Here is a 20,554-nt window from a genome sequence, read left to right on the forward strand (position 1 = left end):
CATGGCCGAGCAGGCGGACTTCCTCGACAGTGGCGGGCGCGAGGACCGTGCCAGCACCGATCCGCTGCTGGTCGTCGACGTCGACGGCTTCGAGGGGCCGCTCGACCTGCTTTTGACGCTGGCGCGTGGGCAGAAGGTCGACCTGACGCGGATCTCGATCCTGGCGCTGGTCGAGCAGTATCTCGCCTTCGTCGCCGAGGCGCGCCGGCTCAGGCTGGAACTGGCCGCCGACTACCTGGTCATGGCGGCCTGGCTCGCCTACCTGAAGTCGCGCCTGCTGATCCCCGAGCAGAAGGACGAGGACGAGCCGACCGGCGAGGAACTGGCCGCGGCACTCGCCTTCCGCCTGCAGCGGCTGGAGGCGATGCGCACCGCCGCGGCGCGGCTGATGGACCGCAGCCGGCTGGGGCGCGACATCTTCGCGCGCGGCGCGCCGGAGACCACCTCGGTGACGCGCACCAGCGTCTGGGAGGCGACCATCTACGACCTGCTGACCGCCTATGCGGCGCAGCGCCAGCGCCAGTCGGTGACCTCGGTGCGGGTGCGCCGGCGCACGGTGTGGTCGCTGCAGGAGGCGCGCGAACTGCTGACGCGGCTGGTCGGCAGCATCGCGGAATGGACGCCGATCACCGGTTTCCTTAAAGACTATCTGGCCGACGAGGCGGACCGGGCGACGGTGATCGCCAGCACCTTCTCGGCCAGTCTGGAGATGGTCCGCGAGGGACAGATCGAAGTGCGTCAGTCCGAACCCTTCTCGCCCGTCTATGTGCGGCGCCGGCCGAGCGGAGACAGCGATGGACGCTGACATCGACCTTGCCGGCCTGCGCATGGTCGAGGCGCTGCTGTTCGCCTCGGCCGAGCCGCTGAGCACCGAGGAGCTGGGGGCGCGCCTGCCGGAGGGCACGGACGTGCCGGCGCTGATCGAGGCGCTGCAGCGGCTCTACGCGCCACGCGGCGTCAACCTGGTGCGGGTCGCCGGCAAATGGGCCTTCCGCACGGCCGAGGACCTGGCCTACCTGATGCGGCGCGAGACGGTCGAGCAGCGCAAGCTGTCGCGCGCGGCGCTGGAAACGCTCGCCATCATCGCCTATCACCAGCCGGTGACGCGCGCCGAGGTCGAGGAGATCCGCGGCGTGTCGACCTCCAAGGGCACGCTCGACGTGCTGCTGGAGACCGGCTGGGTGCGCATGCGCGGGCGGCGCCGGTCGCCGGGACGCCCGGTCACCTACGGCACCACCGACGGCTTCCTGGAGCATTTCGCCCTGGAGGCGATCACGGACCTGCCGGGGCTGGAGGAACTGAAGGGCGCCGGGCTGCTCGACAGCGCGGTACCGGCGTCGTTCAGCGTGCCGGCGCCGAACGACAGCGCGGTCCTGCGCGATGACGAGGATCCGCTCGACGAGGACGAACTGTTCGACGCGGCGGAAGCCGGCCGGGAGGATGGTCGGGACGACGGCCGGGACGACGGCCGGGACGACGGAATGGCGGAAGAGGACGCATGAGCGCAGCCAAGACCTCCGTTTCAGCGCAGGGCGCCGACGCTCGGCGCTGGGGCACGCGCGGCACCGCCGGCGCCACCATTGCCGCCGGGCTGGCGTTCGAGCATGTCTCCCACGCCTATGGCGACCTGCCGACGGTGCACGACCTGTCGCTGAGGATCGAGCCGGGCGAGATCCTGTGCCTGCTCGGCCACTCGGGCTGCGGCAAGACGACCCTGATGCGCATCGCTGCCGGCGTCGAGGTGCAGTCCGCGGGCCGCGTGCTGATCAACGACGAGGAGGTCGCCGGACCGTCGTGCTTCGTCGCGCCGGAGCGACGCGGCGTCGGGCTGATGTTCCAGGACTACGCCCTGTTCCCGCACCTGACCAACCGCGAGAACGTCATGTTCGGGCTGACCAGGCTGGCGCGCTCCCAGGCGCTGACGGTCGCAGACCAGATGCTCGCCCGCGTCGGGCTGGCGGCCTATGCCGACGACTATCCGCATTCGCTGTCGGGCGGCGAGCAGCAGCGCGTGGCGCTGGCGCGCGCGATCGCGCCGCGGCCCGGCGTGCTGCTGATGGACGAACCGTTTTCCGGCCTTGACCGGCGCCTGCGCGACGACGTGCGCGAGGAAACGTTGGCGATCCTGCGCGAGACCCGGGCGACCTGCATCATCGTCACCCACGATCCGGAAGAGGCGATGCGCATGGGTGACAAGATCGCCCTGATGCGCGCCGGCCGACTGGTCCAGCACGGCACCGCCGAGGATCTCTACCGTAGGCCGGCGGACGTCTTCGCGGCGCGGTTCTTTTCCGAGATCAACCAGATCGACGGCGTCGGCACCGGCGCGGCGGTCGACTGCGCGCTCGGCCGGCTCGACGACCGCCGCTTTTCAGCGGGCCAGCGCGTCGACGTCTGCGTGCGCCCGCAGGGCGTCGTGCTCGACCCCGGCGGCTGCGGCCGGGCCGGACGCATCCTCTCCCGCCGCTTCATCGGCGTCGTCGACCTGCTGACGGTGGCGGTGGACGGGCTGGAGCGACCGCTGCAGGTGCGGGTGCGCGACGGCGAGCGATTCGCTGTCGGCATGGACGTCGGCGTCGGCCTCGATCCGCGCGACGTACTAATCTTTGCCAAATCGCCGACGGCGGACTAGAAGGGGACGCGAGGCATCCCCAGATGCAAGTGGGTTCGGTTGCGGCCCTCTGGGGTTTTTGCGATAGTGGCGCGCCGGCGGGACAGGCCGGACGAGTGGGAGTTTGGCGTAATGGGCATTAGTTTCTGGCAGATCCTGATCATCGCCGTGATCGTCATTCTGCTGTTTGGGCGCGGCAAGATCTCCGATCTGATGGGTGACGTCGCCAAGGGCATCAAGAGCTTCAAGAAGGGCATGGCCGAGGACGACACGGCCGACGCGTCCCAGTCCCAGTCTCCGAAGACGATCGATCACAAGCCGGCGGACACCGTTTCGGCCCAGAAGACCGAAGACCAGTCCAAGGCGAGCTGAAACCCGCCCCGCGTTCTCGCTAGACATGGCGGATTTCCATGTTCGATATCGGATGGACTGAGTTGCTCGTGGTCGCCTGCGTGGCGATCATCGTGGTCGGTCCGAAAGACCTGCCGCGCATGCTGCGGACGTTCGGCCAGACCATGGGCAAGGTGCGGCGCATGGCGCGCGAGTTCCAGTCGACGTTCAACGACGCCATCCGCGAGGCGGAGCGCGAGGTCGATCTCGCCGACATGCGCAAGAAGGTCGAGGCGGCTGCCAATTTCGATCCGCTCGGCGACCTGAAGAAATCGATCGCCGCGGATCCGGCCAAGCCGGCGCCGCCGCCACCGGCGGAGGCGGGCGAGACCAAGGCGGCGCAGAGCGATCCGGCGGACACGACAGCGGCGCCGGCCACTTTTCCGGCGGCCCCGGCAGCGGCCCCGGCAGCGGCCCCATCCGGCGCCCCGTCTTCCGCTGAAGAGACCAAGGCATGAGCCAGGAAGACATTGACGCCTCGAAGGCGCCGCTGATCGAGCACCTGATCGAACTGCGCCAGCGGCTGCTGAAGTCGGTGATCGCGGTCGCGATCATGTTCGTGGTCTGCTTCTACTTCGCCTCCGACATCTACAACATCCTGACCCTGCCGTACCTGCGCGCCGCCGGCGACACCCGGACGGTGGAGATGATCTTCACCGCGCCGCAGGAATGGTTCTTCACCCAGCTGAAGCTGGCGCTGTTCGGGGCCCTGTTCCTGGCCTTCCCGATCATTGCCTCGCAGGTCTACATGTTCGTCGCGCCGGGGCTCTACAAGAACGAGCGCGGCGCCTTCCTGCCGTTCCTGGTCGCGACCCCGATCCTGTTCCTGATCGGCGCCTGCCTGGTCTATTTCCTGGTCATGCCGATGGCGATGGCCTTCTTCCTGTCGATGGAGCAGGCCGGCGGCGAGGGCAAGGTGGCGATCCACCACCTGGCCAAGGTGAGCGAGTACCTCGGTCTGATCATGATCCTGATCTTCGCCTTCGGCCTCGTCTTCCAGCTGCCCGTGGTGCTGACCCTGCTCGGCCGCGCGGGACTGGTGTCGTCCCAGACGCTGAAGGAGAAGCGCAAGTACGCGATCGTCGTCGCTTTCGTCGCCGCCGCCGTCCTGACGCCGCCCGATCCGATCAGCCAGATCGGTCTTGCGCTGCCGACCCTGCTTCTCTACGAAGTCTCCATCGTTTCGGTAAGACTGATCGAGCGCAAGCGCGCCGAGCGGGAGCGGGAAGCGGAGGCCGAAGCGGAGGCCTGAGCGAGCCGGTTTCCGCGCGTGCGTCCCGGCTGGCCGCCGGCGGTCGATGCCGTGCCTCCACCACCGCCTTCCGGGAAACCAGATGTTCGATATCAAGTGGATCAGGGACAACGCCGATGCCTTCGACCGGGCGCTCGCCCGCCGCGGACACGAGTCGGCCGCCGAGCGGCTGCTTTCGCTCGACGACGCGCGCCGCGCCCACATTGCCCGCCTGCAGGAGGCGCAGGAGCGCCGCAACGCCGCCTCCAAGGAGGTCGGCAAGGCCAAGGCTTCCGGAGACGAAGCGGCCGCGCAGGCGCTGATCGACGAGGTCGCCAAGATCAAGTCGTTCATCCAGCAGGGCGAGGAGGAGGAACGCCGGCTGGTTGCCGCGGTCGACGCCGCGCTCGCGGTGATTCCCAACCTGCCGCTCGACGAGGTGCCGGACGGGGCCGACGAGACCGGCAACGTGGTGCATCACGTCTGGGGCGAGAAGCTGGCGTTCGACTTCGATCATGCCCCGAAGGAGCATTTCGAGCTGGCCGCCGCCGAGGCGGACATGGACTTCGCCACCGCGGCCAAGCTGTCGGGCTCGCGCTTCGTGCTGCTGAAGGGCCAGCTCGCCCGGCTCGAACGGGCGCTCGGCCAGTTCATGCTCGACCTGCACACCGGCGAACACGGCTACACGGAGGTGGCGCCGCCGCTGCTGGTGCGCGCGGACGCGCTCTACGGCACCTCGCAGCTGCCGAAGTTCGAGGAGGACCTGTTCAAGACCTCCTCCGACCATTACCTGGTGCCGACCGCCGAGGTGCCGCTGACCAACATGGTCGCCGGCGAGATCCTGGGCGAGGGCGACCTGCCGCTGCGCGTCTCCGCGCTGACCCACTGCTTCCGCTCCGAGGCCGGCTCGGCCGGGCGCGACGTGCGCGGCATGCTGCGCCAGCACCAGTTCGTCAAGTGCGAGCTGGTGTCGGTGACCAGGCCCGAGGACTCGCTGTCCGAACTGGAGCGCATGCTCGGCTGCGCCGAAACGGTGCTGCAGAAGCTCGGCCTGCATTACCGCGTGGTGACGCTGTGCACCGGCGACATGGGCTTCGCCTCGCAGAAGACCTACGACATCGAGGTCTGGCTGCCGGGCCAGAACGCCTATCGCGAGATCTCGTCCTGCTCGGTGTGCGGCGACTTCCAGGCACGGCGGATGAACGCCCGCTACCGGCTGACCGACGGCAAGGCGCTGCGCCATGTCCACACGCTGAACGGCTCGGGCGTCGCCGTCGGCCGCGCCATGATCGCGGTCATGGAGAACTACCAGAACGCCGACGGGTCGGTGACCGTGCCGGAGGCATTGCGTCCCTACATGAACGGCATCGAGCGGATCGGCTGACCCATGCGCATCCTGATCACCAACGACGACGGCATCCATTCGCCGGGCCTGCACGCGCTGGAGCGCATCGCCAGAACCCTGTCCGACGACGTGTGGGTCGTTGCCCCGGAAACCGACCAGAGCGGCGTCGCCCATTCGCTGACGCTGAGCGACCCGTTGCGTCTGCGGCGGGTGTCGGAGCGCCATTTCGCCCTGCGCGGCACGCCGACCGACTGCGTCATCATGGGCGTGCGCAAGGTCCTGCCCGAGCCGCCGGACCTGATCCTGTCGGGCATCAACAAGGGCCAGAACATGGCCGACGACGTGACCTATTCGGGCACCGTCGCCGGCGCGATGGAAGGCGCCATTCTCGGCATCCCGTCGTTCGCCATCTCGCAGGCCTACAGCTTCGCCCGCGACACGGAGCCGGACTACGGTCCGGCAGAAACCCATGGCCCGGCGCTGTTCCGCCGGCTGATGGAGTTCGACCTGCCGCGCTACACGCTGCTCAACATCAACTTCCCGGCCTGCCGGGCCGAGGAGGTCGCCGGCGTGAAGGTGACGGTGCAGGGCCATCACCAGCAGGCAGGACTGATCATCGACGAACGGCGCGACGGGCGCGGCTATCCATATTTCTGGCTGGCCTTCCAGGCGCGCTCGCACGATCCTGTCGGCAACAGCGACCTCAATGCGGTCGAAGCCGGACACATCTCGGTGACGCCGCTGCGCCTCGACCTGACGGCACACGACCTGGTCGGCCTGCTGCAGGAAAAGCTGGACTGAGCCCGGGATCGCAAGATCCCTGAACGGCGGGAGGCGGGCGATGGCGGACGGGGACAGCGACACGATCCCGACCGTGTCGCGCGACGAGATCGAGGCGCGCGCGGCGCTGGTGCTCGGCCTGCGCCGGCGCGGCATCAGCGACCGGCGCGTGCTGTCGGCGATCGAGCGCGTGCCGCGTCGCCTGTTCCTCGCCGCCGCCCACCACAAGCTCGCCTACGAGGATTCGCTGCTGCCGATCGAATGCGGCCAGGTCGTCTCGGCGCCGTCGCTGGTGGCGGCGATGGTCGAGGCGCTCGACGTGCAGCCGGACAGCACGGTGCTAGAGGTCGGCACCGGGTCGGGCTACCAGACTGCCGTGCTCACGCATCTCGCCCGTCAGGTCTACAGCGTCGACCGCTATGCGAGCCTGGTGACGCTGGCGCGCCAGCGCCTGGCGGCGCTGCGAATCGGCAATGCCGAGATCCAGCACGCCGACGGCCTGCTCGGCCTGAAGGAGCGAGCACCGTTCGACCGCATTATCGTCACCGGCGCGGTCGCGGAGGTTCCCGAGGCCCTGCGCGCGCAGCTTGCCCCCGGCGGCCGCATCGTGCTGCCGCTCGGTCCGGCGGGGGCGCCGCAAGCTCTTGTCCGCCTGCTGCGCGACGAGACGGGCGAGCGCCGCGAGACGCTGTGCGAGGTGCGCCTCGTATCCCTGCGCAGCGGCATCGCGCTGCATTTGTGACCGTTGCTTCCGCTGGGGCAATTCCCTGCGCCGTTTAGGCTTTGTCAACGTTACTGAGTTCTACTCTTAACCATGACAGCCTTTGTGAACGGTTCGAGTAGGGCGACGATCATGCGCAAGCGCAGTTTCCGCAAGACCTTGCTTTCCCAGGTTGCGGCCATCGCGGCGGCGGCCGGGGTTGCTGCCGGGTGCAGCGCGGATCTCGAGCGGTTTGCCGACGGTCCGGTCTATACCGGCGGGACCAGCAACCAGCGCACCATCCTCGGTCAGGGTCGGACCGGCCAGCCGACCTACGACGACATCCTCAGAGGTCCCGGCGGCACGGTTGCGGCCCTGCCGCCGGCCGGCAGCCAGCCGCGCACGACCGGGTCGGTGACCGCTCCGTCGCGCCGCGACGTCAGCGCGACGGCGCTGCCGCCGGTGCAGGCGGCCAGCGCCCCGGCTCCGGTCCCGGCAACCGTGACGGCAGCAGGCGGCGAGAATTCCTGGCGCGGCTGGAGCGCAGCCGGCGGCACGCGCGTGCAGGCCCGCGACGGCGACACGGTCAAGACCATGGCGCATCGCTATGGCGTGCCCGAGCAGGCGGTGCTTGCCGCCAACGGCTTCGATGGCGCCACGGTGCTGCGGCCCGGCCAGTCGGTCGTGATTCCCACCTATGTCGCGGCATCCGACTCGAGCCAGCCCGTGCGCCTGCCGCCGGCAGGCGGGGCTCCGGTGGCGACCGGTTCGATCGCGCCGCAGCAGGCGCCGGCCGGCCTCAGGACCGCCGCCGTGCCGGCCCGCAAGCCGACCAGCGCGACCCGCGTGGCCGCCGTGCAGTCGCCTGCCACGCGCAGCGACGCGGTCCGTGCCGCTCCTGCGCCGGTGGCAGACCTCTCGCCCCAGCGGGCGGCCGGCAACGGCGCGACACGCACCGTGCCGGGCGTGCCGGCGGCGACCGCATCGGTCGAGCCGGCAGCAGCCAGTGGGCCCGTGCAGGTCGCGGCGGTCGAGCCGGCCGACGCGGCGGGCGGACCGATGTTCCGCTGGCCGGTGCGCGGGCGAATCATTTCCGATTTCGGCACCAAGCCGGGCGGCACGCGCAACGACGGCATCAACCTCGCCGTGCCCGAGGGCACGCCGGTCAAGGCGGCGGGCGACGGGTCTGTCATCTATGCCGGCAACGAGCTCAAGGGCTACGGCAACCTGGTGCTGATCCGCCACTCGGACGGTTGGGTGTCGGCCTATGCCCACAACAGCGAGCTCAGCGTCAAGCGCGGCGACACGGTGCAGCGCGGCCAGGTCGTGGCCAAGGCGGGCGCCACCGGCTCGGTCAGCCAGCCGCAGGTGCATTTCGAACTGCGTCAGGGCAACAAGCCGGTCGATCCGTTGAAGTACCTGCCTAAGGACTGAGCGCTCAGTCGAGGCGGCGACCGAGCCGCCCGGCGAGGTCCTGGAGAAACTGGAAGGCGACGCGCCCCGAACGGCTGCCGCGCGTCGTCGCCCATTCCAGCGCCTCGGCGCGCAGCACCCCCGGATCGATCTCCAGTCCGTAGTGGCGGACATAGCCGTCGACCATCTCCAGATAGTCGTCCTGGCTGCACTTGTGGAAGCCGAGCCACAGGCCGAATCGGTCCGACAGAGACACCTTTTCCTCGACCGCCTCGGCCGGGTTGATAGCGGTCGAGCGTTCGTTCTCGATCATGTCGCGCGGCAGCAGGTGGCGGCGGTTCGACGTGGCGTAGAACAGAACGTTGGCAGGCCGCCCCTCGATGCCGCCCTCCAGCACCGCCTTGAGCGACTTGTAGGAGGTGTCGTCGTGGTCGAAGGACAGGTCGTCGCAGAACACCAGGAAGCGGTGCGGCGCGCCCTTCACCAGGCTCATCAGCGCCGGCAGGCTCTCGATGTCCTCGCGGTGGATCTCGACCAGCTTGAGCGCCGGGGCCGCCGGCTCCGCATTGACGGCGGCATGCACGGCCTTGACCAGAGACGACTTGCCCATGCCGCGCGCGCCCCACAGCAGCGCGTTGTTGGCCGGCAGGCCGGCGGCGAAGCGGCGGGTGTTGTCCAGGAGCAGGTCGCGCACGCGCGCGACGGCGCACAGCAGCGACAGGTCGACCCGGTTGACCTGCGCCACCGGCTGCAGGTCGCCGGGCTGGGGCACCCAGACGAAGGCGTCTGCGGCCTCGAAGCGCGGCGGCACGGGCAGGGGCGGCACGGCGCGGGCGACAAGAGCGATCAGCGTGTCGAGCTTTTCGGCGAGGATATGGAGGTCTCGAGGGTCGGTCATGGTCCAGGTTGCAACGGGCGGGGCGGCGACCCCATATCGCCGGGAGGCGTCCGGGCGGAAGGCTTAGCACGTCGCCGGGACCACGCAAACGCCGCTTCGGACCGGATCGGTACGCCTGCGGGCGATCGGCCGACTTGAAATGCGGCGCGCCGCCGTTATAGTCCGCGCAACCTGAAAGAGGCGCGCACAGCCCTCATGGCCGCAGCCCGCGGCCCGGGCCCTGTGTCCAACGCCCATCTCCGAGGAGAGATCGATGTTCATCACCCCCGCATACGCCCAGGCCGGCGGCGTCGCCGGTCCGGATTTCCTGATGTCGCTGCTGCCGTTCGTGCTGATCTTCGCGATCATGTACTTCCTGATCATCCGTCCCCAGCGCCAGCGCATGAAGCAGCACCAGGAAATGGTCACCAACCTGCGTCGCGGCGACACGGTGGTGACCACGGGCGGCCTGATCGTCAAGGTGACCAAGGTCGTCGACGACAGCGAGGTCCAGGTCGAACTGGCCGAGGGCGTCAAGGCGCGGATGGTGCGCGGCATGATCCAGGAAGTGCGGTCCAAGGGTGAACCGGTGAAGGAAGGCGCCTGAGGCGCCTGACCGTCCGACCATTCCAGCCCGACGCACCGGCCCCGGCCGACCGGGCACGCTCAAGACAGGCTCCGCCTCATGCTGTATTTCGCCCGTTGGAAGATCGCGCTGATCGTTCTGGTGATCCTCTCCGGCATCGCCTCGACACTGCCGAACTTCTTCTCCGCGGAGACGCTCCGGTCCTGGCCCGACTGGCTGCCCAAGCGCCAGATGGTGCTCGGCCTCGACCTGCAGGGCGGCGCCTATCTGCTCTATGAAGTCGACAAGCAGGACTACATCCAGAAGAGCCTGACGACGCTGGTCGGCGAGATCCGACGCAAGCTGCGCGAGGATCCGCGCATCGGCTACACCGGCCTCGGCGTGCAGGGCGAGACGGCGCAGGTGCGCATCCGCGACCTGGAGCGCCTGTCGGATGCCGAAAGGCGCCTGCGCGAACTGGAGAACCCGCTGGTGTCGTCCCTGTTCGGCGGCCAGCCGGTGAACGAATTCGCGATGACCGTGTCGGCGGACGGGTTGATCCGATTCGCCTTCACCGAAGACGGCCTCGACCAGCGCATGACCTCCATCGTCCAGCAGGCGATCGAGGTGATCCGCCGGCGCGTCGACGAACTGGGCACCACCGAACCGAGCATCCAGCGTCAGGGCAGCGACCGCATCCTGGTCGAGGCTCCCGGCGAACAGGATCCGGAGCGCCTGAAGGGCCTGATCGGTCAGACCGCGCAGCTGACCTTCCACATGGTCGACATGTCGATGTCGGGGGAGGAGGCGCTGCAGGGCCGGCCGCCGGCCGGCACCATGGTGCTCTACTCGGTTGACGACCCGCCGATCCCCTACCTGCTCGAGGAATCGCCGCTGCTCGGCGGCGAGGACCTGGTCGACGCGCAGGTCAGCTTCGACCAGCGCACCAACGAACCGGTGGTCAACTTCCGCTTCAACACCTCGGGCGCGCGCAAGTTCTCCGTGATCACCCAGCAGAACGTCGGCCGGCCGTTCGCCATCGTGCTCGATGACGAGGTCATCTCGGCGCCGGTCATCCGCGAACCGATTACCGGCGGCTCCGGGCAGATCTCCGGCAGCTTCACCGTCGAGGGCGCCAACGACCTCGCCGTGCTGCTGCGCGCCGGCGCGCTGCCGGCCAAGCTGACGGTGCTGGAAGAACGCGCCATCGGTCCGGGCCTGGGCGCCGATTCGGTCGAGGCCGGAAAGATCGCGTCGCTGATCGGCACGGCCGCGGTGATCGTGTTCATGGTGCTCGCCTACGGCCGCTTCGGCCTGATCGCCGACATCGCGCTGTTGAGCAACATCATGCTGATCTTCGGCGCGCTGACCTTCCTGCAGGCGACGCTGACGCTGCCGGGCATCGCCGGCATCGTGCTGACCATCGGCATGGCGGTCGACGCCAACGTGCTGATCTTCGAGCGTATCCGAGAGGAGGTGCGCGCCGGGCGCTCCGCCATCAGCGCCATCGACGCCGGCTTCAGCCGGGCGATCAGCACGATCCTCGACGCCAACATCACCACGCTGATCGCGGCGCTGATCCTGTTCCAGCTCGGGTCCGGCCCGGTGCGCGGCTTTGCCGTCACGCTGGCGATCGGCATCTTCACGACGGTGTTCACGGCGTTCACCTTCACCCGGCTGATGGTCGCCCTGTGGGTGCGCTACCGCCGGCCGACGCGCCTGCCGATCTGATCCGGGAGAGTTCACGACATGGCCTTGCTCCGACTGATTCCGGACAACACGAAACTCCGCTTCATGTGGCTGCGGAAGTACAGTTTCCCGTTCTCGGCGCTGGTCGCCGTCGCGTCGCTGGCGCTGTTCTTCACGGTCGGGCTGAACTACGGCATCGACTTCAAGGGCGGCACGCTGATCGAGATGAAGACCGACGGCCCGGCGGACATCGGGGCGGTCCGCTCGCGGCTCGGCGCGCTGAACCTCGGCGAGGTGCAGGTGCAGGAGTTCGGCGCGCCGGACGAGGTGCTGATCCGCGTCGAACAGCAGGAGGGCGGCGAACTCGCCCAGCAGGCGGTGATCGCCACCATCCGCACCGCATTCGAGGGCGAGGTCGAATTCCGCCGAGTCGAGATCGTCGGGCCACGCGTATCGGGAGAGTTGGCGCGTGCCGGCTCGATCGGTGTCGCGGCGGCCCTGGTTGCGATCCTGTTCTACATCTGGTTCCGCTTCGAATGGCAGTTCGCCATCGGCGCGATCCTGACCACCTTCAACGACGTGCTGGTCACTGTCGGCCTCTTCGTGCTGCTGCAGCTCGATTTCAGCCTGTCTAGCATCGCTGCGGTGCTGACCATCATCGGCTATTCGCTGAACGACACGGTGGTGGTCTACGACCGCATCCGCGAGAATCTGCGCCGCTACAAGAAACTGTCGCTGCCGGACCTGCTCGACCGCTCGATCAACGAGACGCTGGCGCGCACGACGATGACCTCGGTGACCACGCTGCTGGCGCTGTTCGCGCTCTACATCTTCGGCGGCGAGGTGATCCGGTCGTTCACCCTGGCGATGATCTTCGGCATCGTGATCGGCACCTATTCGTCGATCTTCCTGGCGGCGCCGTTCCTGATCCTGTTCAATCTGCGCTCCGGCGGCTCGGCACCGGGCGATGCCGAGACTGGCGCAAAGGATGCCGGACCCGAGCCGGGAACGGCCTAGGCACGGAGGCCGGCCCATGGAGGTCCGCAAGGCGCATTTTCCGGGCCGGGCGCCGGTAGACGCCTATGGCGACGGCGGTTTCCGCTTCGCCGGCATGTCGCACCGCGGATCCATCCTGTGCCTGCCGAGCGGCATCCACGGCTGGGAGGCGGTCGACTACGATTCGCTCGACCTCGAAGCCTTCGCGAGGGTTCTGGCAGAAGCCGGCGAGATCGAAGTGCTGCTGGTGGGAACGGGTCGGGACCTGCGTCCGCTGCGGGCCGACTGGAAAGCGGCGTTCCGCGACGCCGGCATGCTGGCCGAGCCAATGTCCACGGGGGCTGCCGTGCGTACCTTCAATGTCCTGCTGTCTGAGGACCGGGCCGTGGCTGCGGCGCTGATTGCCGTGGACTGAACGCGAAAAAGGCCTATCTGCGCTCCCATGTCTTCCGATTTCGACTACGCGCAGGATCTCGTCTACCGCCACGACCGGGACCGCTACCTGTGCGCACTGTTCGCGCCCGCCGAGCACCGCCCGGGCCTGATGGCGCTCTATGCCTTCAACCTGGAGATCGCGCGCGTGCGCGAACTGGTCAGCGATCCGCTGCCGGGAGAGGTGCGCCTGCAGTGGTGGCGCGACTTCCTCGCCGGAACCGCCCACGGCGACGGGTCGGCGAATCCGGTGGCCGCCGCACTGGCGCGCACGATCGAACGCTACCGGCTGCCGGTCGAGGCGCTGATCGGCCTGATCGACGCGCGCGTATTCGACCTCTACGACGACCCGATGCCGACGCTCAACGACCTGGAGGGCTATGCGGGCGAGACCGCCTCGGCGCTGATCCAGCTGGCGGCGATCGTGTTGGCCGACGGGGAGGAACCGGGGACCTGCGACGTGGCCGGCCACGCCGGCGTCGCCTATGCCCTGACGGGCCTGATGCGGGCGCTGCCCTGGCATGCCGCGCGCCGGCAGCTCTACCTGCCCGCCGATCTGCTGGATCGGCATGGGGTCGACCGTGAAAGCTTGTTTCGCGGCGTCACGACACCGGAGCTCAAGGCCGCCCTGGCCGAGTTGCACGGCCATGTCCGCCATCATCTCGGCCGTGTGCGGGGACTGGTCGGCCGGGTCTCGCCGACGGTGGCGCCGGCCTTCCTGCCGGTCTGCCTGGTCGAGCCGTTCCTGAAGCAGATGGAGCGGCCAGGCTTCGATCCGCTGCATTCCCCGCGCGACCTGTCGCAGCTGCGCCGGCAGTGGATCATCTGGCGCGCCGCGCGGCGGGCCGGCTGCGCCCTGGCGGGCTAACCGGCGTCGGCGTCAGGCGGAGGCGGGCTCGAGGGCGAGCGCGGTCATCCAGGCATCGAAATCGGCGCGTGCGCGGGCGGTAAGCGCCAGCTTGCGCGCCCGCGCCTTGTCGGCGCCGCGCAACCGCTTGCCGTCAGTGCTGCGCTCCGGCGCCTCGACCGGCGGGAACAGGCCGAAATTGACGTTCATCGGCTGGAACGAGCGCGGGCCGCCGCCGTCGTGGTCTCGGGCGATGTGGCCGCCGGTGATGTGGGCGAGCAGGGCGCCCATCGCCGTGGTCGCCGGCGGCGGGGTCAACGGTCGGCCGAGACGCTCCTGCACCGCGAACAGTCCGGCCAGGCAGCCGATGGCGGCCGATTCGACGTAGCCCTCGCAGCCGGTGATCTGGCCGGCGAAGCGCAGCCGCGACTCCGCCTTGAGTCGCAGCGTGGCGTCGAGCAGCTTCGGCGAATTGAGGAAGGTGTTGCGGTGCAGGCCGCCGAGGCGAGCGAACTCGGCGTGTTCCAGCCCCGGGATCATGCGGAAGATCTCCGCCTGGGCGCCGTATCTCAGCTTGGTCTGGAAACCGACGATGTTGTAAAGCGTGCCGAGCGCGTTGTCCTGGCGCAGCTGGACCACCGCGTAAGGTTTCACAGACGGACTGTGCGCATTGGTCAGGCCCATGGGCTTCATCGGGCCATGGCGCAGGGTCTCGCGTCCGCGCTCGGCCATCACCTCGATCGGCAGGCAGCCGTCGAAGTAGGGCGTGTTCGCCTCCCAGTCCCGGAACTCGGTCTTGTCGCCGGCCAGCAGGGCGTCGATGAAGGCCTCGTACTGCGCCTTGTCGAGCGGGCAGTTGATGTAGTCCTTGCCGGTGCCGCCCGGCCCGACCTTGTCGTAGCGCGACTGGAACCAGGCGACATCCATGTCGATCGAGTCGAAATGGACGATCGGGGCGATGGCGTCGAAAAAGGCGAGCGAATCCTCGCCCGTGCGTGCCAGGATCGCCTGCGACAGCGCCGGTGAGGTCAGCGGGCCGGTGGCGACGACGACGCTGTCCCAGTCTGCGGGCGGCAGGCCGGCGATCTCCTCGCGCCGGATCTCGATCAGCGGATGGCCTTCGAGCGCGCGGGTGACGGCAGCCGAGAAGCCGTCGCGGTCGACGGCGAGCGCGCTGCCGGCCGGCACCTGGTTGGCGTCGCCGCTGGCCATGATCAGCGAGCCCGCCCGGCGCAGTTCCGCATGCAGCAGGCCGACCGCGTTGTGGTCCGCGTCGTCGGAGCGGAACGAGTTGGAGCACACCAATTCGGCAAGGCCATCGGTTCTGTGGGCATCCGTCGCGCGGACGGGGCGCATCTCGTGCAACACCACAGGGATGCCGCGGCGGGCGATCTGCCAGGCTGCCTCGGATCCGGCCAGGCCGCCGCCGATCACGTGTATGGGGGTCATCGCTCTTCCTGGGTTTCTGCGTCCGGTCCTGCCGCCCGGTCCACGCGCCAAGCGTGGAAAGCTGGCGCCTGATTATCGTTTCGGTGGGCAGGATGCAACGGCGGGCATAGCATGACGCAGCGTTTCCGAGTGATTCGGCGCGGAAGGAGGCTCGATGAAGGCACTCTCGACAGCTCTGACCCTCGCCATGCTGGCCGGTCTCGCCGGCTGCGTCGGCCAGAGCGGCTCGGCGGCGAGCGCCTGGTACGACGGGCGCGACGCGATTCCGCCGCGCGGCGACCGGATCTACATCTGCCATGCCTTCGGTTGTGCCCTCAAGACGCCGGTCGATTTCGCGGGCCGCGACATCGCCGCGTTGCGACGCATCCTAGCCGAAGGACGAGGCTCGCCGGCGGCCGAACGCAGGGCGATCGCCAAGGCGGTGCAATGGCAGGAGCGCAGGGTCGGCAAGATCGTCGGCTCGGACAAGGACGTCGGCGGGCTGGACATGCAGAATGCCGGGGTGCCCGGCCAGATGGACTGCATCGACGAGGCCAGCAACACGACCAGCCTGCTGCTGGTCGCCGAAGCCCGCGGCCTGCTCAGGCATCACCGGGTCGAATCGCCGGTGGCGCGCGGCTTCTTCCTCGACGGGCGCTATCCGCACGCGACGGCGGTGGTGCGCGAGACGGCAAGCGGTACCGCCTTTGCGGTCGACAGCTGGCCGGAAGCGAACGGCGTCGAGCCGCATATCAAGCCGCTGGCGGCCTGGTTCAACGACTATCCGTCCTGACGGGGACACCGCGCGCCGGTACGGCACACATGCGGCCTGCGGGGAAAAGGGCGTGGGGAAAAGAAAAAGCGCTCGCCGATGGGAGGAGGATTCGGCGAGCGCTTCTTACAGAAGACCGGTCCGGGAGGAGGAGGACCGGTCGGATCCGAGGTGCAGAGTGGGAGGAGGAACCTGCACCTCAGGAAAGCTGAACCGACAAAGCGCCGGTTCGTGTTGATCAATAGATACGGTGCCCGGGGTCGCAGCACCATGCACAATTGTGCATGGCAGGTGTGAATTTGCTGCAGAGCACAATGACCCTCGCGTGTCAGCGCATGGCGTCACGCGCGATCGTGCCGATGTCGGCGCGGGAAATGCCGAGGTCGTTCAGCTCGCGCGTGGACAGGCGCGACAGTTCGTCATAGGTGGCGCGGTACTTCTTCCAGGCGCGATACTTGGTCACGAGTTCGTTCAACATCGGTTTCATCCTTTGGCGTTCTGATCTGTCCAGCCGGACCCGGCCGCAGGAGGCGATCCGCACTGTTTGTGCAGTGGAAATAGGCAACTGCCCAAAGAACCGCCAGAGCCGTTCCGGCATGTCTGGTCTGCGTCTTCCGCAATGCAGCGTGGCTGGCAGGGCCGCGATCGGGAAGGGGCGGGAGCGATGGCGGGAGCGCCGGAGGCGGTCCGCAGCGCGGCGACGGGCGCCCGCGGGGGAGGCTGCAGACACACGAACGCCCGCCAGTGGGAGGAGGTACTGGCGGGCGTCGTTGGAGCTGGCGGGATTGGGAGGAGGAGGTCCCGCCGGCGTTGCACGCTCACGAGGCTTGGGAGGAGGAGAGCCCCGTGGAACGCGATTCCTTAAATCAGCGGCTGGCGCGGCGCGCGATGAAGGGGATATCGCTGCGGCCGATGCCGAGATCGTTCAGTTCACGGGTGGACAGGCGGGACAACTCGTCGACGGTGCGACGGTAATTGACCCAGGCATTGTACTTGCGAACCACAGTGTCGAACATCGTTCTTATCCTTGAATCTAGCGGACGGTGTCGCCTCAGCCGCTTTTGTGCGGTGCAGCGACGCTGTCATGACGCCTAGATAGTCGTCCCCGACCCATGCGAGAAGATCCGAGGTTGCATGTCAGTCATGCGAATTTCGCAACGCAACATGACTGACCGACTCCGCTTTCGGCGGCTCCGGGCGCAATCCGGATCTGCGAGCGGACTTAAGGGCTTGTGCGGGACGGCGTCATTCCGCCGCGGCGGACGGCCGCTGCGGCCGGCGGGCGAGCAGTTCGCGCAGGAAGCGGCCGGTGTAGCTCGCCTCGACGGCGGCGACGTCCTCCGGCCGGCCCTCGGCGACCACGGTACCGCCGCCGTCGCCGCCCTCGGGGCCGAGGTCGATGACCCAGTCGGCGGTCTTGATGACCTCGAGGTTGTGCTCGATGACGAGCACGGTGTTGCCCTGGTCGACCAGTTCGTGCAGCACCTCCAGCAGCTTGGCGACGTCGTGGAAGTGCAGGCCGGTGGTCGGTTCGTCGAGGATGTAGAGCGTGCGCCCGGTCGAGCGGCGCGACAGCTCCTTGGCGAGCTTGACGCGCTGTGCCTCGCCGCCCGACAGGGTGGTCGCCTGCTGGCCGACCTTGATGTAACCGAGACCGACGCGGGCCAAGGTCTGCATCTTGTCGCGCACCGCGGGCACCGCGGCAAAGAACTCGGCCGCTTCCTCGACGGTCATGTCGAGCACGTCGGCGATCGACTTGCCCTTGAACTGCACCTCCAGCGTCTCGCGGTTGTAGCGGTGGCCCTTGCAGACGTCGCAGGTGACATAGATGTCGGGGAGGAAGTGCATCTCGATCTTGATGACGCCGTCGCCCTGGCAGGCCTCGCAGCGCCCGCCCTTGACGTTGAACGAGAAGCGGCCGGGCGCGTAGCCGCGCGCCTTGGCCTCGGGCATGCCGGAGAACCACTCGCGGATCGGGGTGAAGGCGCCGGTGTAGGTGGCCGGGTTGGAGCGCGGCGTGCGCCCGATCGGCGACTGGTCGATGTCGATGACCTTGTCGAGGTGTTCCAGTCCCTCGATGCGGTCGTGCGGCGCCGGGTTCTCGCGCGCGCCGTTGAGCCGGCGGGCGGCCGCCTTGAACAGGGTGTCGATTAGGAAGGTCGACTTGCCACCGCCGGAGACGCCGCTGATGCAGGTGAAGGTCCCGAGCGGGATGGCGGCGCTTACGTCCTTGAGGTTGTTGCCGCGCGCGCCGACGACCCTGATCTGGCGCCGCTTGTTGATCTTGCGCCGCTCGGCCGGCAGCGGGATCATGCGCGCGCCCGACAGGTACTGGCCGGTGAGGGACTCCGGGTTGGCCATGATCTCGGCCGGCGTGCCGGTGGCGATGATCTGTCCGCCATGGACGCCGGCGCCGGGGCCGACGTCGACGACATGGTCGGCGGCCAGCACCGCGTCCTCGTCATGCTCGACGACGATCACGGTGTTGCCGAGGTCGCGCAGGTGCTTGAGCGTGTCGATCAGACGGGCGTTGTCGCGCTGGTGCAGGCCGATCGACGGCTCGTCGAGCACGTAGAGCACGCCAGTGAGACCGGAGCCGATCTGCGAGGCGAGCCGGATGCGCTGGCTCTCGCCGCCCGACAGGGTGCCGGAATTGCGCGACAGCGTCAGGTAGTCGAGGCCGACGTCGTTGAGGAACTTCAGCCGTTCGCGGATCTCCTTGAGGATTCGTCCGGCGATCTCGGCCTGCTTGGCGCTGAGCTTCTCCGGCAGGGCGTCGAACCAGGCGCCGGCAGTGCGAATCGACATCTCCGAGACCTGGCCGATGTGCCTGTCCGCGATCCTGACCGCCAGCGCCTCCGGCTTGAGGCGGAAGCCCTGGCAGGCGGGGCAGGGATGGTCGGACTGGAAGCGGGACAGTTCCTCGCGCACCCAGGCGGACTCGGTCTCGCGCCAGCGCCGCTCGATATTGCCGATGACGCCCTCGAACGGCTTCGACGCCTTGTAGCTGCGCACGCCGTCGTCATAGACGAACTCGATCGGAGTCTTGCCGGAGCCGTTGAGGATGACGTCCTGGACCTCGGTCGGCAGGTCCTTCCAGGGCGTCGCCATCGACACCTTGTACTGGCGGCAGATCGCCTCCAGCGTCTGGGTGTAGTAGGGCGACGTTGCGCCGGTCTTGGCCCAGGGCAGCACCGCGCCGCCGCGCAGCGACAGGCCGGTGTCGGGCACGACCAGTTCCGCCTCGAAGGCGAGGGTGGTGCCGAGGCCGTCGCAGGCCGGGCAGGCGCCGAAGGGATTGTTGAAGGAGAAGAGACGCGGTTCGATCTCGGGAATGGTGAAGCCGGACACCGGGCAGGCGAACTTCTCCGAGAAGACGATGCGCTCGTGGGTCTCGTTGAGGTTCTGCAGCACCGCGTCGGCACCGGCGGCGGGCAGTGGCCGGTCGGCGAATTCGGCAACGGCGATGCCGTCGGCGAGCCTGAGCGCGGTCTCCAAGGAATCGGCGAGGCGGCCGGCGATGTCGTCGCGCACCACGATGCGGTCGACGACCACGTCGATGTCGTGCTTGAACTTCTTGTCGAGCGCCGGCGCCTCGGCGATTTCGTGGAAGGCACCGTCAATCTTGACGCGCTGGAAGCCCTTCTTCATCAGATCGGCGAGTTCCTTGCGATACTCGCCCTTGCGCCCGCGCACGATCGGCGCGAGGAGGTAGAGGCGCGTGCCCTCCTCGAGCTCCAGGAGGCGGTCGACCATCTGGCTGACGGTCTGGCTCTCGATCGGCAGGCCTGTCGCCGGCGAATAGGGTACGCCGACGCGCGCGAACAGCAGGCGCATGTAGTCGTAGATCTCGGTGACGGTGCCCACCGTCGAGCGCGGGTTTCTGGAGGTCGTCTTCTGCTCGATGGAGATGGCCGGCGACAGACCGTCGATCTGATCGACGTCCGGCTTCTGCATCATCTCCAGGAACTGGCGGGCATAGGCCGACAGGCTCTCCACGTAGCGGCGCTGGCCTTCGGCATAGATGGTATCGAAGGCGAGTGAGGACTTGCCGGACCCCGACAGGCCCGTCATCACGATCAGTCTGTCGCGCGGCAGGTCGAGATCGACGTTCTTCAGGTTGTGCTCGCGCGCGCCGCGGATGGAGAGCATCTTTCCCGGATCGCCGGCAGCGGTCCTGGCCCTGTCTTTCTCGGCCATGTGTCGTGTCCCTGATACTGCCGCGCGGAAGGCGGTCGAGAGTGCGCTGTTATACCCGTCGGGGCGCTCGGCTCAACCGGGAAGCGGTCGACCAGCGAAATGTAGGACGCCGCGGCCGGATGGCCAGCGCGGCACAAGAAAAATCCGGCCCGATGTCCCAAAGTGGCGACTCGCCCCCGCGACGGGCGGCCCGACAGGAACATAAGAGGAACAGGCGGCGGCAATCAAGGGTGTTCCTGCTGCTCGGGCCGAATTGCCTACACGCCGACGATGCTGCT

The 20,554-nt window shown here is 68.5% G+C and carries 21 protein-coding genes; 16 read left to right on the plus strand and 5 right to left on the minus strand.

The genetic code is table 11. The features are described 5' to 3' along the window. Position 1 precedes the first annotated feature (1 nt). The 10 genes from SL003B_RS11095 to SL003B_RS11140 all read left to right on the plus strand — a co-directional run bounded on the left by SL003B_RS11095 (position 2) and on the right by SL003B_RS11140 (position 8,491). Entirely contained in the window at positions 2 to 805 is an 804-nt protein-coding gene (locus tag SL003B_RS11095) for a segregation and condensation protein A (RefSeq protein ID WP_013652935.1), read from the plus strand. Continuing rightward, complete coding sequence (gene scpB, locus SL003B_RS11100) at positions 795 to 1,502, plus strand: SMC-Scp complex subunit ScpB (RefSeq protein ID WP_013652936.1); 708 nt, start codon at positions 795 to 797, stop codon at positions 1,500 to 1,502. Before SL003B_RS11095 ends, scpB begins: the two co-directional genes overlap by 11 nt. Further along, the gene (locus tag SL003B_RS11105) at positions 1,499 to 2,632 is read left to right on the plus strand and encodes an ABC transporter ATP-binding protein (RefSeq protein ID WP_013652937.1); all 1,134 of its coding nucleotides are present in this window, start codon (positions 1,499 to 1,501) and stop codon (positions 2,630 to 2,632) included. Before scpB ends, SL003B_RS11105 begins: the two co-directional genes overlap by 4 nt. 111 nt (positions 2,633 to 2,743) lie before the next feature. Then, on the plus strand, positions 2,744 to 2,983 hold the full coding sequence (locus SL003B_RS11110; RefSeq protein WP_013652938.1) for a twin-arginine translocase TatA/TatE family subunit: 240 nt from the start codon (positions 2,744 to 2,746) through the stop codon (positions 2,981 to 2,983). Positions 2,984 to 3,021: 38 nt separating this feature from the next. Continuing rightward, positions 3,022 to 3,459, plus strand: a complete 438-nt coding sequence (gene tatB / locus SL003B_RS11115) for a Sec-independent protein translocase protein TatB (protein ID WP_013652939.1) — start codon at positions 3,022 to 3,024, stop codon at positions 3,457 to 3,459. Then, complete coding sequence (tatC, locus tag SL003B_RS11120) at positions 3,456 to 4,253, plus strand: twin-arginine translocase subunit TatC (RefSeq protein WP_013652940.1); 798 nt, start codon at positions 3,456 to 3,458, stop codon at positions 4,251 to 4,253. The genes tatB and tatC overlap by 4 nt, the downstream gene beginning before the upstream one ends. 82 nt (positions 4,254 to 4,335) lie before the next feature. Continuing rightward, entirely contained in the window at positions 4,336 to 5,616 is a 1,281-nt protein-coding gene (gene serS / locus SL003B_RS11125; protein ID WP_013652941.1) for a serine--tRNA ligase, read from the plus strand. 3 nt (positions 5,617 to 5,619) lie between these two features. Beyond that, positions 5,620 to 6,378: a 5'/3'-nucleotidase SurE gene (gene surE / locus SL003B_RS11130; RefSeq protein WP_013652942.1), complete on the plus strand. Its 759-nt coding sequence runs from the start codon at positions 5,620 to 5,622 to the stop codon at positions 6,376 to 6,378. Between the two features lie 40 nt (positions 6,379 to 6,418). Beyond that, a complete protein-coding gene (locus SL003B_RS11135) occupies positions 6,419 to 7,099 on the plus strand; it encodes a protein-L-isoaspartate(D-aspartate) O-methyltransferase (protein ID WP_013652943.1) in 681 nt (226 codons plus the stop codon). A gap of 111 nt (positions 7,100 to 7,210) precedes the next feature. Next, positions 7,211 to 8,491: a M23 family metallopeptidase gene (locus tag SL003B_RS11140; protein WP_013652944.1), complete on the plus strand. Its 1,281-nt coding sequence runs from the start codon at positions 7,211 to 7,213 to the stop codon at positions 8,489 to 8,491. A 4-nt stretch (positions 8,492 to 8,495) separates the two neighbouring features. Here SL003B_RS11140 and SL003B_RS11145 read toward each other — a convergent pair whose 3' ends face one another. After that, positions 8,496 to 9,368: an ATP-binding protein gene (locus SL003B_RS11145; RefSeq protein WP_013652945.1), complete on the minus strand. Its 873-nt coding sequence runs from the start codon at positions 9,366 to 9,368 to the stop codon at positions 8,496 to 8,498. 253 nt (positions 9,369 to 9,621) lie between these two features. Here SL003B_RS11145 and yajC point away from each other — a divergent pair, with 253 nt between their 5' ends. From yajC to SL003B_RS11170, 5 genes are all read left to right on the plus strand, one after another. Continuing rightward, positions 9,622 to 9,954, plus strand: a complete 333-nt coding sequence (yajC, locus tag SL003B_RS11150; protein ID WP_013652946.1) for a preprotein translocase subunit YajC — start codon at positions 9,622 to 9,624, stop codon at positions 9,952 to 9,954. Between the two features lie 78 nt (positions 9,955 to 10,032). Continuing rightward, positions 10,033 to 11,643: a protein translocase subunit SecD gene (secD, locus tag SL003B_RS11155; protein ID WP_013652947.1), complete on the plus strand. Its 1,611-nt coding sequence runs from the start codon at positions 10,033 to 10,035 to the stop codon at positions 11,641 to 11,643. A gap of 18 nt (positions 11,644 to 11,661) precedes the next feature. Continuing rightward, positions 11,662 to 12,618, plus strand: a complete 957-nt coding sequence (secF, locus tag SL003B_RS11160) for a protein translocase subunit SecF (protein WP_013652948.1) — start codon at positions 11,662 to 11,664, stop codon at positions 12,616 to 12,618. 16 nt (positions 12,619 to 12,634) lie between these two features. Next, positions 12,635 to 13,012 (plus strand): Mth938-like domain-containing protein, encoded by a 378-nt coding sequence (locus tag SL003B_RS11165; RefSeq protein WP_013652949.1) that lies wholly within the window; start codon positions 12,635 to 12,637, stop codon positions 13,010 to 13,012. A gap of 27 nt (positions 13,013 to 13,039) precedes the next feature. Continuing rightward, positions 13,040 to 13,897: a phytoene/squalene synthase family protein gene (locus SL003B_RS11170; protein ID WP_013652950.1), complete on the plus strand. Its 858-nt coding sequence runs from the start codon at positions 13,040 to 13,042 to the stop codon at positions 13,895 to 13,897. Positions 13,898 to 13,909: 12 nt separating this feature from the next. On the opposite strand, the gene trmFO is transcribed toward SL003B_RS11170, so the two are convergent. Continuing rightward, positions 13,910 to 15,325, minus strand: coding sequence for a methylenetetrahydrofolate--tRNA-(uracil(54)-C(5))-methyltransferase (FADH(2)-oxidizing) TrmFO (gene trmFO, locus SL003B_RS11175; protein ID WP_041375497.1), 1,416 nt, complete (start codon positions 15,323 to 15,325; stop codon positions 13,910 to 13,912). Between the two features lie 154 nt (positions 15,326 to 15,479). On the opposite strand from trmFO, the gene SL003B_RS11180 reads away from it, so the two are divergent. Continuing rightward, positions 15,480 to 16,097: a hypothetical protein gene (locus SL003B_RS11180; protein ID WP_013652952.1), complete on the plus strand. Its 618-nt coding sequence runs from the start codon at positions 15,480 to 15,482 to the stop codon at positions 16,095 to 16,097. A gap of 307 nt (positions 16,098 to 16,404) precedes the next feature. Here the strand turns inward: SL003B_RS11180 and SL003B_RS22770 are convergent, their stop codons facing one another. The 3 genes from SL003B_RS22770 to uvrA all read right to left on the minus strand — a co-directional run bounded on the left by SL003B_RS22770 (position 16,405) and on the right by uvrA (position 20,276). Beyond that, on the minus strand, positions 16,405 to 16,554 hold the full coding sequence (locus SL003B_RS22770; RefSeq protein WP_013652953.1) for a DUF1127 domain-containing protein: 150 nt from the start codon (positions 16,552 to 16,554) through the stop codon (positions 16,405 to 16,407). Between the two features lie 388 nt (positions 16,555 to 16,942). Further along, complete coding sequence (locus tag SL003B_RS22775; RefSeq protein WP_013652954.1) at positions 16,943 to 17,092, minus strand: DUF1127 domain-containing protein; 150 nt, start codon at positions 17,090 to 17,092, stop codon at positions 16,943 to 16,945. A gap of 229 nt (positions 17,093 to 17,321) precedes the next feature. Continuing rightward, positions 17,322 to 20,276 (minus strand): excinuclease ABC subunit UvrA, encoded by a 2,955-nt coding sequence (uvrA, locus tag SL003B_RS11185; protein ID WP_013652955.1) that lies wholly within the window; start codon positions 20,274 to 20,276, stop codon positions 17,322 to 17,324. Positions 20,277 to 20,554: the final 278 nt, after the last annotated feature.

Origin of the sequence: Polymorphum gilvum SL003B-26A1, assembly GCF_000192745.1 — a bacterium.
Lineage (GTDB): Bacteria > Pseudomonadota > Alphaproteobacteria > Rhizobiales > Stappiaceae > Polymorphum > Polymorphum gilvum.